This is a genomic window from Pseudomonas sp. ES1, from assembly GCF_050586605.1.
GTDB classification, from domain to species: domain Bacteria; phylum Pseudomonadota; class Gammaproteobacteria; order Pseudomonadales; family Pseudomonadaceae; genus Aquipseudomonas; species Aquipseudomonas sichuanensis.
The window spans coordinates 93,608-108,602 of sequence record NZ_JBOBDM010000010.1; the positions used below are offsets into that span (position 1 = coordinate 93,608).

Annotated in this window: 6 protein-coding genes and 1 pseudogene; 4 read left to right on the top strand and 3 right to left on the bottom strand. The window is 60.1% G+C overall.

Going from position 1 to position 14,995, the window contains the following annotated elements; genetic code table 11:
• Window positions 1–3,475: 3,475 nt before the first annotated feature.
• Window positions 3,476–7,909 (top strand): RHS repeat domain-containing protein, encoded by a 4,434-nt coding sequence (locus ACQ4N9_RS06450; RefSeq protein ID WP_390971128.1) that lies wholly within the window; start codon window positions 3,476–3,478, stop codon window positions 7,907–7,909.
• 87 nt (window positions 7,910–7,996) lie between these two features.
• Here ACQ4N9_RS06450 and ACQ4N9_RS06455 read toward each other — a convergent pair.
• The 3 genes and pseudogenes from ACQ4N9_RS06455 to ACQ4N9_RS06465 form a co-directional block, all read right to left on the bottom strand.
• Window positions 7,997–8,231: pseudogene (locus ACQ4N9_RS06455) on the bottom strand (NUDIX hydrolase); the annotation flags it as partial.
• A gap of 223 nt (window positions 8,232–8,454) precedes the next feature.
• On the bottom strand, window positions 8,455–10,224 hold the full coding sequence (locus ACQ4N9_RS06460; protein ID WP_390971130.1) for an acyl-CoA dehydrogenase C-terminal domain-containing protein: 1,770 nt from the start codon (window positions 10,222–10,224) through the stop codon (window positions 8,455–8,457).
• A gap of 129 nt (window positions 10,225–10,353) precedes the next feature.
• Window positions 10,354–11,976 carry an acyl-CoA synthetase gene (locus ACQ4N9_RS06465; protein ID WP_390971132.1) on the bottom strand — a complete coding sequence of 541 codons (1,623 nt, stop codon included), beginning with the start codon at window positions 11,974–11,976 and terminating at the stop codon, window positions 10,354–10,356.
• A 183-nt stretch (window positions 11,977–12,159) separates the two neighbouring features.
• Here ACQ4N9_RS06465 and ACQ4N9_RS06470 point away from each other — a divergent pair, with 183 nt between their 5' ends.
• From ACQ4N9_RS06470 to ACQ4N9_RS06480, 3 genes are all read left to right on the top strand, one after another.
• Window positions 12,160–13,566: a sensor histidine kinase gene (locus ACQ4N9_RS06470; RefSeq protein ID WP_390971134.1), complete on the top strand. Its 1,407-nt coding sequence runs from the start codon at window positions 12,160–12,162 to the stop codon at window positions 13,564–13,566.
• An 11-nt stretch (window positions 13,567–13,577) separates the two neighbouring features.
• Window positions 13,578–14,201 carry a response regulator transcription factor gene (locus ACQ4N9_RS06475; protein ID WP_390971136.1) on the top strand — a complete coding sequence of 208 codons (624 nt, stop codon included), beginning with the start codon at window positions 13,578–13,580 and terminating at the stop codon, window positions 14,199–14,201.
• A gap of 224 nt (window positions 14,202–14,425) precedes the next feature.
• The coding region (locus tag ACQ4N9_RS06480) for a transposase (RefSeq protein ID WP_430932455.1) at window positions 14,426–14,995 on the top strand (570 nt) is incomplete at its 3' end.

Below are 14,995 nucleotides of genomic sequence, written 5' to 3' on the forward strand. Positions count from 1 at the left end.
AGGATCTGGAGTGCTTGCTCGTAGTCGGGCCGCTGGCGCCGGAGATGAAGGTGAAGGGGGCGCCTCCTCGCATTGGTATGCTGCTCACCTCTCTGCGCGACAGCCTGGTGATTGATGAGGCGTATACATATACCGCTGCACGGAGAAGCAGATCGGGCAGCGCGAAGCTCTTTGCATGGGGTGGCGATGTATTGTCAGGCGACGATATTGCTAGGCTTCATGGTGATATTGGTGGTCTGCGAGGGGATCGGTACCAGAAAGCATTAGCGGATGAAAGGAAGAGTGGCTTCTCGAATAGTTGCTGGACTAACCCTGAATCACCTTACTATTTGGGTCCTCAAGATAGTCTTCAGTCTGCCAGCGTGAGCGCGCTCTTGGCATCACGACTTTCTCGCTCTGATATTTCTTTGCCTAGGAAAGACTCTTGGTGCATTCGGCTACCCTTGGCCATGTTTGCTGAAGCTGTTAGTTGCTCAGGCGGGTCTATGGTTCTTCAAATTGAGTCTTTTAGTTTGGCAGAGCTATATGTCCTTAGAGGTGTTCAATGGCTGGAATTTTTGCAGCTGCTGGACGGGTGTGGTGAGTCGGAAAAGCATGATGCTATCAGGCTTAATTTTGGCAAGGTGCTAAATAAAGATTTTCCCAGCGCGGTGCATGATGAGGTTAATGCATTAAAGATTTCGGCGTCTCTTTCTGTTGGGTCAGATGGTTTGGTGTCCTGTATTAGGAATTTCCTCCCGCTCGCGGCTAGACTTTCGACGCTGTGGGATGCGGAGAGCATTATTGCAAATGAATTTAAAAGAGCTGGCTATATTGAGAGTGAGCATGAAGTTATTTTTATTTATGTAGCTGTTGAGTTTGTTGTTGATATTTTTGGCTTGAAGTGTGGAGGTTTGGAAGAGGAAGGAGCAGCGAGAACTATTAAGGATGTTTTTAAAGGGGAGGATCGGGAATCTAGATTGGAATCTGCCAGATCGATATTAGAAGCGATAAGATATTTCAGTTGGACTTTTGAAGATGCTGGTGATAGTGGCGGCGCTCGGGATCTGGACCCTGGTCTGATTGCTCAGAAGGCGAAGACGAAGGCGCTGGTTCGTAGCTATCTCAAAAGTGCGGCAACTGCTGCGCGTGCTGATGTTATCACTGCTGCGGCGAGCAATGATCCAATTGCTGTCAGGCTGTTGAGTGAATTTGCCGTCTTCGATGAAGTAGTTGCCGATGTTCGCGCTCTCGCTCGCGCTAGTGATGATAAAGTTGTCAAAGCTCGTGCTGGTGGTGATGAAGTTGCTATTGATCTTATTTTTGCAAGTGTGGTGTATAAGATTTTCGAAAAAAATGGCGAATACTCTAGGGGTTCAGCTCTATGGGTGGGCTCTCTAATTTTCCATTCACGATCGCTTGCGGCTTTTTTCTCTGATCCTAAGCTCGACTTTGAAAGGGCGATTCAGATATCGCTAGAGGCGTTGTGTGTAAAAGAGGATAAATCTGCAGATGTGTCCTCGTTTCTAACTGGGGGATTGGAGGGAGGGGTTGAGGAGGTGTTGGCCAGGCCGGAAGTGATGAGTGCGATGAGGACAGGGGGCGCAAACGCTGTGAGAGCCGTATTGCTTCGACATTCAAAACCTCAGGGTTATGTATTTCTGCGGCTGAGTGAAAAGGCATTGGCTAAATCTATTAAGTTTATCTTCTATGCATCCGACCTTGCTGTGCCGGGCATCAGTGCGACGCCATTGAATTATGTGACTCAGGGGAGGCACAGGCATAGTGGTGGTATAAATTTGTACTTGCCTGACGGATTGGAGATTGATTATAGATTTCCCCTTGCCAGTGCTAGCTATGTTGACGAAGCCGGTATAGGTTCTATCTGTTACGAGCACGGCTCGATGCCGGTCGCCAGTGCGCTTTGCATTAATCCGCCCATCAGCGGAAAAGCCTTCATCCCCCCAGACACGCTCTGCGCCGACTACGCCAACACAATCGCCTCGGAGATTTACGACATCACCGGCGCAAGCGAAAACGGCGTCGATCCCAGAACTGGCCTGTTCCACGCCCACTACCCCGTGGGTGTGATCCGCGGCTTGAGTGGCAACGGCCCAGAGCTCGACCTGACCCTGCACTACAGCGCCACCCGGGCCAACGAAAGTGCGCTGGGCGATGGCTGGGCTTTCCGTTTTTCCGCCTACGACAATCGCCTGCACCGCTTGACGCTCAGTACCGGCCAGACCATCACGCTGAAGGCGGAGCACATCGTCAAGGCTACCGGTACGAAGCGCTTGATGATCAACGGCGTCTGCCTGACGGGGGCCAGCGGCGCCTTCAATGCCTTGACCGGGTTGACCGTGATTTACCCTTCCGGTCGCAAGGAACGATTGGCCAAGCCGGGCAAGCACGATGATCTCGAGGCGAATGAACAGTACAAGAGCGCGTTGGTGGGCAAGCTCGACAAGCTTAAAGAGAACCTTGAGCAATGGCTCAAGGAGGGGGGCAACGTGTATGCCCAGGCTGGCGGGGTGATTGCTGGCGGTGGCCTCGGGCTCCTCTTGACGCCCACGCAGCCGGAACTGACCAGCGAGCAGAAAGACGCCATCCGGAAAAAGCTCGAGGCTATCGAGCCGATGCGCAAGGATATGGTGCGCAAGGCATTCATGCTGGTCCCGAACAGTATCACCTCACCCCAGGGGGGCGAGTTGTCCCTGGCCTGGGAGGGCAAGAAAGGCCACGTCAGCCTGCTGACCATCCGCGATGGCGAGACAACGCTGCTCAGCGGCGAGCATGCCGAACCGGTGGCCCAAGGGGAGTACATCACTACGTTCACGGTCTGGCCGAACAGTGAGGAAGCCTACAGCGTCAAGCTGCTGATCAAGGATTGCCTGCTCACCGAGCTCACCCGCACCGGCAAAGACCAGACCACCCCGGTTCAGGTCGTGAAGTTCGGCTACGAGGGGGAGCCGGTGCTGGATCGGGTGCTCTGTTCCATCGAGGAAGAAGACGGCTCCCTGGAGCACGTGAGCTATGCACCCGCCTGGAAGCATTGGGAGATCGGCAACAGCCTCATCCCACTGTCGCGGGTCATCCAGCACACCCTGGTGCCAGGTGCCGGGCAGCAGACCATCAGCCATCGCTGGCAGTTCGAGGGGTTGGACAACCTGGCGATGCAAGAGGGCGATCGCATCGTCGCCACCGAGATGCTCGACAACGGCAGCGGCCTGACCGGGCCTTTCACCCGCCGCACCTGGACGCTGAGGAACGGCTTCAGTGTAGAGACGGAGATTGTCGAAGAAACACCTGGGGTCATGCGCCAGACGACGACCCATACCTACCCCGATAGCATCACCAGTACCGACGAGACCGTGAGGTTCCGCCTGGCGACCCAGCCGATCAAGACGACTGTTACCACGCAGGATTTGCGGCCTTACGCTGCCGATGATCCGGCACCCACTACTCCAGTCGAGTCTTCCACCGTGGAGAAACAGCCATGAGCCAAGACAGCACAGCCACTGCTTCCGAGTCTGTAGCAACGTCTGGCTCGCAAAAAAAGCTGACGCAGACCACATGTTCGGTTTACGACCAAAGCTCTGGGCTGCTTACTCAATTGACGGAGGATGATGGCCAGACCACGCACCTTAGCTACTATAAGGCTTCTGATGGCAAAACCGATCGCAGCAACCAGGTGCCGTCGCTTGATGCACTGCTGGAAGATCTCAAGCTTCGGGACGCAGGCAGCACATCGCTGAAGTCGGCCATGGCGCTAAGTTGCCCGAATATACCTGACGGCGTGTTATCACCTCTGATGGCGCAATATGAGTACCTGCAGTTCCCGGATAAGGACAAGCGCTCGGACATGCGCTTGACGCTCTACGGTTATGCCAAGGGCAGCAAGGACGCCAGTGGCGTCCTTATCCCTGAAACGATATTGGTGCTCGAGGGTGTGGAGGTGGATGTCGGCGTTACGCCCTGGGCTGTGAAAAAGGCCGAGGGGCGTGAAGGTATTGTCGTGAACTTGCAGCAAATCATTCATAGCGAAAGCACTGGCAAGGTCGAGACCAAGACGGTTTCGACCCGCTGGTACAAAGACAATGAAACTTGCCAATCGCGGGAATTGACGGCAACGACCACCGTCGATACCAAGGCCGGCACCTTGCTCTCGAAAAGCACCTCGCCGTTGCAAGAGGCTGGCCTCGACTTGACTGCCATTGTGTCGCAACAGCTGCGTTCCACGCGCAGTGGCCGGGTGCTGCGAGAAACGCAGCAGGATGAGCTGGGGCGGCCCAAAACCATGCAGTACCAACATTATGATGCCCGTGATCGTTCGCTTGGCAGTACGCGTTACGCATGGAATGAAGCCGACTTCACCACCGGTGCTAGCAAGGGTATTGCCCTGGAGACTCAGCAGCTCGTTTGGCTGGATACGAGAGACGGCACTTGGGTGCGCACGTCAGGGCCGGATGGCCGTCATGGGCGCACATTGCTCGATGGCCTGCAACGCCCGGTGCGGCGTGAGCTGCAGCGGGTCGCAGGCGACAACCATGGCGATGCCAATTATGTCTGCCTTGAGACGATTGCCTACGGTTCGGATGGCGAGATTGAGCATCAGTGTGTCTATGACTACCTTCCCGGTGGTTTGTGCCTGCGCAGCGAGGGCGTCGCCATGTCGCAGAGCTTGCGCGACTGGTTTTGGCAGGCAGAGGCAAGTGAGCTGGCACAGGATAGTCAAACTGGCGAGACCCTGACCACAAGGACCGTGACAGGCACCTTGACGCAAGGCCCATTGCGCCGTCTGTCGTCGAGCCAGCGCAATCACCCCGATGGCCAAGTCACTCAGACCCGTTCGTACGAGCGTTGGAATGCTTTGACCAAGACCATGGATAGCAACGGGTTGGCGGTGGTCCAGCATTACAACGCCAAAGGTCAACTGGCCCGGGTGACGGAGCGCTACCTGGCTGACCAGGAAGCGGTCGAGCGAAGCTGGGCCTGCACCCATGATGAGCTGGGCAGGCGAGTGCGGATTACCACACCGGATGAAAGCGAGGTGCAGTGGACATATCAAGGTTTTGGCACGACGCCTGTGAAGATTACGTTGAAGGCCAAAGGCGGCGCACAGCAAGTGCTTGGTCAGCAGAGCCTTGGCGATGACAAGAAGCAGGGTGACGAACTTGTCTCTCGCACGGTTGGAGGTGCTGGGTCGACGTTGAAGTTTTCCCTTGATGGTCAGAAGTATCGACGCCCGGATAACACGCGCATCTGGAGCGAGCGTAGCGACGATGGCCACAGAATGTCTTGGTACACCGACGTCGCCGACAGTGGTGCGCCGGTGCCCAAGCGTTTGGTGGCTTCGTTCAGCTACAACCAGGTCACCCAAGTGATGCTCAGCGAGCGCCCCGAGTCGGCCGAGTTTGCGCAAGCGCGTGTCCATTGCGAAAGCACGGCACCCCAGTTGCTGGGGGTGTATCTGTCGATACGCCATGTGCGTGGCCTCAGGCAACAACTGCAGAACCAGCGATCTCTGCGCGGCAGCGACGGTCATGGACGACATGCCAGCGGGGTGGCAAACCGCGCCTGGCAAGATGGGCAGCAACGCCGAAACCGAGTACGGCGTGGCGGGTTGGAGTATCGGTATCGCTATGGGGCGCAGGGCGAACTCGAGCAACTGGTCGTGCTCGACCTGCGCGGCGGGCGTGCCCTGGCACTGAGTATGGTGTACGACAGCTTCGGCCGCGAGACGCAGCGTACCTACCGTCTGAATGGCGTGGTCAGGAGCCGCTACGAGCAAAGCTGGTCACAGATTGGGCAATTGCTGACGAAAGTGTGGTACCGCAATGATGACCTTCAGTTCACTCGCAGAGAAACCTTCATCTACCACAGGCTGCGCAATGAACTGGAAACATGGAAGGTCGAGGCCACCCAAGGTTTCGCTATCGAGGATGCGCAGGGCCGTGCACTCAAGCAGCAGGCGTATACCTATGACGCCCTGGGTAATGTGTTGACCTGCACCACGACTTTCAGCGACGACCAGACCGAGACCCGCACCTACTCGTACGATGATACGCAGCCGACTCGGCGTACTCGCGTGAGCGTGATGCAGTCCGGCAGTGTTAAGCCCAGTGTCACCGAGCTGCATTATGATGCCAATGGCAGCTTGGTGAAGAATGCCCAGGGGCACACCTTGGCCTATACATACGACGGGCAATTGATGTCAGTCAGAAATGGGGAAAAACTCGTCACCGACTATGAATATGACGAGTTGGGGCGCCTTGCCGCGCAGTGGGATGAAGGCGGCAAGCAACGTCGAGTACTCGAATATGACGGGGACCGGTTGTGCGGCGAGCGTTGGCTGGATGCAGAGGGAAAGGCGTTGCGGCATCGGGTGCTGGATGAAGAAGCGGGCTTGGTCGTCTATCACATCGAGCATGGGGAAAGCAGCGATTCCACACGACTCTGTTTTACCCTGCCAGATCCGCAGAGCGGTGGCGGCGAGGAATACGTGGTGGACGCCGAGGGCCAGTGGGAAAGCCGCTCGATCGGTTTTACCCCTTGGGGTGAAGCGCCCCAGAAGCGCCTCGATAAGATGCAGGGTGGGATGGGCTACAACGCGCAACGTGTCGATCCTGTAACCGGCTACTACCACCTTGGCAACGGCTATCGGGTGTATGACCCGCAGCATCAGGCATTTTACCAGAGCGACAGCCTTAGCCCGTTCGGCGAAGGTGGACTGAACGACCGGGCCTATTGTGCCGGCCAGGACCCTGTGAATTGGCACGACCCCAGTGGGCATATCATGATCAACCGCCGAGAGCAGGCTGAAAGCCTTGCATCGCTGGACGAGATGATTCGCGATACCACACCACCGCATCATGAGCCGACACCTTGGTGGCATTACGTGGCGTTGGGTTACCTGTTTCTCTTGGCCGTTGCTGCGGCTGTTGTGACCGGTGGGGCCGCTGGCGCCTTGATACTGGCGGTGGCGATGGCAGCCACCGCTTTGAGTGCCGCTGCGATGGCATTGCGGCACAGCAATCCTCTTTTATCTAACAAGCTCGATTTGGCGTCTACGATTGTGGGGCTTACGGATATCTTTGCGGGAGGGGGGAGAGCGGCAGGCCGATTGGTTCTCCGAACAGCGGCGAAAGGCGCACGTGGGTTGCGTAGCTTATTGAAACCGCGTTACTTCTTGGAAAGTCTGGCTGGCTGGAGAAATACAGCGCGCAGCAGCGTGCGTGCTGTCACTATGGCGCCGCCGACCGTGCTGAAAGGACGGGTGCCGAAGGCACAGCGGGACGCCATAAACGCTGCAATCGTGCCGAGCCCGCCAAGTACACCGTCGAGAAAACCAAAGTTGAGTGGAGTCCTGCCTACGGAAGAAGTCGATCTCGGTGACTTTACGCTGGTTCGCCGTATAGGTAGCAGTTCGGACGAAGTTATAATCGAAGCTCATGGGATGAATCCTATTTTTAGCGATAAAGTGGATGTGCCGGCAAATAGTCAGTTGAATCTATATGCGCCCGCTACAGGAACGATCACAGTCAATACCTCGGAGCCTGTAATCGGTACTAAGAAATTTCTTTGGTTCTTCACGAAAAAACTTTATGGTCCAACGACCAGTCCAGGCCCCAAGATAATCGCATCCACTGCACCCGTTCCAACCAAAACAGTGCCGGGAGGGCATTTCACAACGAATTACGAACTGAGTCACTTTGAGCACAATACGTTGCAAAATGTCAAAGATGTCGTGACGCACTTTCCCGTTGATATTGTCACGGTGAAGGAAGGTGTGGATACTTCTCTGGCCATGCTTTTTACTGCTTTTAATCAACGTGGTATCCGTTATAAGGTTTACCACGGGCTATTTTGTCGGGCCTCAGAAGCGAAAACTCTGGCCTGTATAAAACTGCCAACTCGGCTTCTTGAGTGAAATGTCCATACTTCGAGAGCGCCAAAGGAATTCGGTCTTGATGGAGGTGGGGTTATAAAAGAACCAAAAATGCATAGTGCTCAATAGTTATCTGATGAAATGCATGTTGCCGGTATCATCATGGCCCATATAAATGTTATGCGCCCCCCGCCTGCGCGCCCGCCTGCGGCTCCAGTATGTACCGCTCAAGAATCTGCCGTATCGCCGGGCAGTAAATCTCGCCCCACGCAGTTTTCTCAGGTGCGAAGAACGTGTAGGTCAGGGTCTCAGGCCCATACTCCCCGGTCTCTTCAGTCGCAATGGCCCGCTGGTACAACAGGTACTTGCCGACGCCCCGAAGACCGCCGCCAGGTGCGCCTGGCATTCAGCGCCGAAGGCCAAAGCCTGGCCGACCGCCTGCTCCAGATCGGCGCGGCGGTGATTAGGGCTTCCGAGAACGTGTTAATGGCGAATGACTATCAATTGTAGGAAATTTCGTAGTAGTTGCGCATGGCTCGTATCTGCTTTCAGCCCATCGCGGGGCACATCCGCGATGGGCCGAGGTTTCAGAACTGCTGTGCCGCCATCCCATACAGGCTGGCGCTGCCGGCTCGGATGCTGGCTTCCAGGGCCAGGCCACGTGGCAACACGCGCTGGAAGTAAAACGCGGCGCATTCGAGCTTGGCGCCATGGAAGGCCGGGTCCTGCGCCTGCCGGGCCTGCGCCACGTTGGCCATACGCGCCCACATATAGGCATAGGCGGTCAAGCCGAACAGGTGCAGGTACTCCACCGCCGAGGCGCTGACCAGGTTGGCGTCCGTGCGGGCCTGCGCCTGCAGCCACTGGCTGACGCGTTCCAGGCGCACCAGTGCCTCCAGCAGCGCCTCGCGATGCAGCGCGGCGTCCACGCAAAAGGCGCGGATCTCGGCCACCAGGCCAGCCAGGGCCTGGCCACCGTCGCCCAGTACCTTGCGCCCGAGCAGGTCGAGGGCCTGGATACCGTTGGTGCCTTCATAGATTTGTGCGATACGCACGTCGCGCACGCGCTGCTCCTGGCCCCATTCGCGGATGTAGCCGTGGCCGCCAAACACTTGCTGGCCCAGCACACAGCTTTCCAGGCCGTTGTCGGTGAAGAATGCCTTGGCCACTGGCGTCAGCAGGGCCACCTGGCGCTGGGCACGCTCGCGCTCGCCGGCATCCTCGGCGTAACGGGCGATGTCCAGCTGTTGCCCGACGTACACGGCGAAGGCGCGGCCGCCCTCGGTAAGGGTGCGCATGGTCAGCAGCATGCGCCGCACATCGCCGTGCACGATGATCGGGTCGGCGCTGCGCGTGGGGGCGTCGCTGCCTGTGGCCGCGCGGCTTTGCAGGCGTTCGTTGGCGTAGCGTGCGGCGGCCTGGTACGAGGCCTCGGCGCAACCGATGCCCTGCAGGCCGATGGACAGCCGCTCGTAGTTCATCATGGTGAACATCGCCGCCAGGCCTTTGTTCGCCTCGCCAACCAGATAACCCTCGGCCTGGTCGAAGTTCATCACGCAGGTGGCCGAGGCCTTGATGCCCATCTTGTGTTCGATCGACCCGCAGTGGGCGCCGTTGCGCGCGCCCAGGCTGCCATCGGCTGCGACCCGGTATTTCGGCACCAGGAACAGCGAGATGCCCTTGGCGCCGGCCGGTGCGTCGGGCAGGCGCGCCAGCACCAGGTGGACGATGTTCTCGGTGAGGTCCTGTTCGCCACCGGTGATGAAGATCTTGCTGCCGCTCAACTGATAGCTGCCATCGGCCTGGGGTTCGGCGCGGGTGCGGATCAGCCCCAGGTCGGTGCCGGCGTGGGGCTCGGTCAGGCACATGGTGCCGGCCCAGCGGCCTTGGTACAGCGCTGGCAGGTAATTGGCCTTGAGCTGTTCGCTGGCGTGGGCGTCGATGGCCAGGCAACTGCCGGCGGTGAGCGCGGAATACAGGCTGAAGCTGCTGTCGGCGGCGTACAGCATCTCTTCGAACAGCACCCCGAGCATTTTCGGCATGCCCATGCCGCCGTGCTCGGGGTTACCGCCCAGGCCGACCCAGCCGCCCTCGCGGTAGGTGCGCCAGGCTTCCCGGAAACCGTCGGGGGTGCGCACTTCGCCGTTGGCGAACTGCACGCCCTGTTCGTCGCCGTTACGGCTGAGCGGGGCGATCAGCTGGCCGGTGAGGCGGGCGGCTTCTTCGAGGATGGCGTCGGCGGTGTCGGCGTCGAGCCGCTCGGCCAGGGCGGGAAGGCGTGCCCACAGGGCAGGGCCTTGGAACACTTCGTGGAGGACGAAGTGCATGTCGCGCAGAGGGGCGGTGTAGTCGGTCATCTAGGGCTCGCGATGGGCAGTCAGGGCTGGGATGTCAGTACCGGCCCCATCGCTGGCAAGCCAGCTCCCACAGGTTCCGGTGCTTTTGTGTGGGAGCCGGCTTGCCGGCGATTGGGGCGCAACGGATGCTCAGAGCGCCCGGGCGCGGTCGCGCAGTACGTACTTCTGGATCTTGCCGGTGCTGGTCTTGGGCAATTCGCCGAACACCACGGTCTTCGGCACCTTGAACCCGGCCAGGTGCTCGCGGCACCAGGCGACGATTTCGCTTTCGCGGGTACCGCCGTGGCCGGTCTTGAGGGCGACGAAGGCGCAGGGCGTCTCGCCCCATTTTTCGTCGGGGCGCGCCACCACGGCGGCTTCGAGCACGGCCGGGTGACGGTACAGGGCGTCCTCGACCTCGATGGTGGAGATGTTCTCGCCGCCGGAAATGATGATGTCCTTGAGCCGGTCCTTGATCTCGACATAGCCGTCGGCATGCCACACCGCCAGGTCGCCGGTGTGGAACCAGCCGCCGCGGAACGCCTCGGCGGTGGCCTCGGGGTTCTTCAGGTAGCCCTTCATCACGGTGTTGCCGCGCATGAAGATCTCACCCAGGGTATTGCCGTCGCGCGGTACCGGTTCGAGGGTTTGCGGGTCGGCGACCATCAGGCCGTCCAGGGTCGGGTAGCGCACGCCCTGGCGCGACTTGATCCGCGCCCGTTCGTCCAGGGTCAGTGCGTCCCATTCCTCATGCCAGGCACACACGGTCACCGGGCCGTAGACCTCGGTCAGGCCGTAGGTGTGGGTGATGTGGATGCCCATTTCTTCCACCGCACCGATCACCTTGGCCGGCGGCGCGGCGCCGGCGACCATCGCCTGCACCGGGTGTTCGATGGCGGCCTTGGCGGCGTCGGGCATGTTGACCAAGGCGTTGAGCACGATCGGCGCGCCGCACAGGTGGCTGACCCGGTGTTCGCGGATCAGCGTGAGGATCTTCTGCGGGTCGACCCGGCGCAGGAACACGTGGGTGCCGGCCAGCGCGGTGACGGTCCAGGGGTAGCACCAGCCGTTGCAATGGAACATCGGCAGGGTCCACAGGTACACCGGGCGGTGGCCCATGGCCCAGGTCATCTGGTTGCCCAGGGCGTTGAGGTAGGCGCCGCGGTGGTGATAGACCACGCCCTTGGGGTTGCCGGTGGTGCCGGAGGTGTAGTTGAGCGAGATCGCCTGCCATTCGTCCTCCGGCCACTCCCAGGCGAAGTCCGGGTCGCCCTCGGCGAGCAGGGCCTCGTAGTCCAGGCCGCTGACCGGCTGGCCCTCGCCGTATTCCGGGTCGTCCACGTCGATCACCAGCGGCGGGTGTTCGAGCAGGGCCAGGGCATCGCGGATCACGCCGTGGAACTCGCGGTCGCCGATCAGTACCTTGGCTTCGCCATGGCGCAGCATGAAGGCGATGGCCTCGGCGTCCAGGCGCACGTTGAGGGTGTTGAGCACCGCGCCGATCATCGGTACGCCGAAGTGCGCTTCGAGCATGGCCGGGATGTTCGGCAGCATCACCGCCACCGTGTCGCCACGGCCGACGCCACGGCCTTGCAGGGCGCTGGCCAGGCGTCGGCAGCGGGCATAGGTTTCGCGCCAGTCACGGCGGATGGCACCATGGATCACGGCTGGGTACTGGCCATACACTGCGGCGGTGCGTTCGATGAAGCTCAGCGGGGTGAGGGCGACGTGGTTGACAGGTGCGGGCATCAGGCCCTGGGAGAAGATCGACATGCGCGGTTCCTGTAGGGGAGGCAGGCGCACTCCGTGCGCTAGACCCCCGGTGGCTGATTGTTAGCTCTGATCAGGGTGTGGGAGGGGCGTGCCTCCCTGTCGCTTTTTTACGCGAGCCGCTATGGTATCTGGAAGATCGACTATAGCAATATAGTAAAACTACTATAACAAGAGCCTTTTCCCGTGAAGCCTGACTGCTCCCCCTTGCTCGCCCTGGACCCGCAACCGAGCCTGCTGCTGGCGGCCGATGCCGGCCCCTTGCAGCTCAACGCCGCCTTGCAGGCATTGATTGCCGAAGGGCCGCCGCTGGCCAGTTGGCTACCGGGCAATCATGCCGCGCTGGTGCGCGCCTGCCTGCGCCAGGGGCGGGCAATAAGCGAGGTCGAGGCTCAGGTAGGCGAGCGCATCCTGCTGTGGACCTTCATCCCCGATCACGCCGGCCAACAGGTGCTGGTCCGCTGCCGCGATGCCAGCGGCGAGCGCCAGGGTGAGCGCGAGGCCAGCCGGGCCCGACGGCTGTACCGGCTGATCACCGAGAACACCACCGACCTGATTTCCCGGCACAGCCCGGACGGTCGCTTTCTCGATGCCACGCCTGCGGCCTTTCGCCTGCTCGGGGTATGGCCGGAGCAACTGCGCGGCAGTCCGGCGCGCAGCCTGCTGCACCCGCGCGAGCGCCGCCAGGCGCTGTTGCAGGCCGGTGCGGCGCTGGAGGCGGACGGCTACCACACCATGACCTGCCGCGTGCGCCATGCCGATGGCCGTTACCGTTGGTTCGAGATCGCCTGCCGGGCGATCCGCGAAACCTATACCGGTGCGGTGGTAGAGATCGTCGCCGTGTCCCGCGATATCACCCTGCGCATCGAGGCTCAGGAAAACCTAGCCCACAGCGCCCGGGTCGCAACGCTGGGCGAGCTGGCTTCGGGCATCGCCCACGAGATCAACCAGCCGCTGGCCGCGGTGCTCAACTACAGCAATGCCAGCCTGCGCTACCTGAACAATCTGGAGCACGATCCGCACGCCCGCGAGCGGGTTGCCCAGGGCCTGCAACGGATCAACCAGCAGGCCACCCACGCCGCCGAGGTGATCCGCCGGCTGCGCGCCTTCCTGCGCAAGGGCCCGCGCCAGCTGCAGGCGCTGGATATCGCCCAGGTTGCCGGGGAAGCGCTCAGGTTGTGCGCCTGGGAGGCGGGTGCGGCGCAGGTACGCATCGAACAGCGGCTGGGGCCGCAGCTGCCGACGGTGTACGCCGATCGGGTGTTGCTGGAGCAGGTGCTGCTCAACCTGCTGCGCAATGCCATCGACGCCAACCGTGAGCAGCACGCAGGCCTTCCGTCGCGTATCCTGCTGGGCGCCTGGCGCCAGGAGGACGGGCTGCTGGTGGAGGTGGCCGACCAGGGGCCTGGCGTGGCGCCTGAGCAGTTGGAGGCGATCTTTACCCCGTTCACTACCAGCAAGGCCGATGGCCTGGGCCTGGGGTTGAGCATGAGCCGCAGCATTGTCGAAGGCTTGGGTGGCAGCCTGTGGGCACAGCTGGGCGAGGGCGGCGGGTTGGTGTTGTGTTGTCGGCTGGCGGTGAACCGGACATGAAGGAGGGGGCGGTGGTGCAAGCGAAGGTGTATGTGGTGGACGACGACCCGGGGATGCTCGATTCGACGGTGTGGTTGCTTGAGTCGGTGGGCTTGCAGGCTTTGCCGTTTACCAGTGGCCAGGCGTTTCTGGAGGCCTGCGACGGTAGTGGCCCGGCTTGTGTGTTGCTGGATGTGCGCATGCCGGGAATGGGTGGGTTGGCGGTACAGCAGGCGTTGCAGCAGCGGGGGGTGGACATGCCGTTGATCTTTGTCAGCGGGCATGCCGATGTGCCGATCGTGGTGCGGGCGTTCAAGGCGGGGGCCTGTGATTTCATCGAGAAGCCGTATAACGATCAGTTGCTGCTGGACAGTGTGCAGGCGGCGCTTGGGCGTGCCCAGGGGGGGGATGGGGCGGTGGAGGAGGTGCAGGGGCGGATCGACAGCCTGACGCCGCGGGAGCGGGATGTGTTCATTCCGTTGGTGCAGGGGTTGGGGAATCGGGAGATTGCCGAGCGGTTGGGGGTCAGTGTCAAGACCATTGACCTTTATCGGGGGCGGGTGATGAAGCGGATGCAGGCGGGGAGTTTGGCGGAGTTGGTGGGGATGGCGATTGCTTGTGGGGTGGTGGGGGCGTTGGGGTTACGGGAGGTTTGAGCTGGGTTATCGTTGGTTTCAAGTTTCAAGTTTCAAGTTTCAAGTTTCAAGTTTCAAGTTTCAAGTTTCAAGTTTCAAGTTTCAAGTTTCAAGTTATAGCTTCGGTCATGCATTTAAAGGTTGTTAATTGTTGGTTGTTGGTTTTGAGTTTTATATGCGCATTCATTTTTGAGAGGGTGTCAGAAATTTTGTGTTCGGGCATAACATGAGTAAGAGGTGCATGTATGCCAACCAAAAAGAAACCGGTTCGAGAGTTGCCGAAGGTCCCGAAAGAGCTGCTTGAACAGTTTTCCGCAATCCCACTGATGACCGCAGAGGCTATCGAAGAGGCCTCTGCCGCCTTCAAGAAAGCACTGATCGAGCGAGCCCTGAACGCCGAGCTGGGTCATCACTTGGGCTATCCTCCGGGCGCGCAGCGCCCAGAGGATGAAACCAACCAGCGCAACGGCAAAAGCGGCAAGACGGTGCTAACCGGCGATGGGCCGCTGCGCTTGGATATCCCTCGGGACCGTGACGGCAGTTTTTCGCCCATCCTGATCCCCAAGCATGAGCGCCGTTACACCGGCTTTGACGACAAGATCATTGCCATGTACGCCCGTGGAATGACGGTCAGAGAGATCCGGGCCTTCCTGTCCGAGCAGTATGGAACTGACGTTTCCCCCGATTTCATCAGCTCTGTGACAGACGAGGTCATGGAAGAAATTGGCGCGTGGCAACAGCGGCCACTGGAGCCGATGTACCCGGTCATTTTCTTTGATGCACTGCGAGTGAAGATTCGCGAAGAAGGCTTGGTG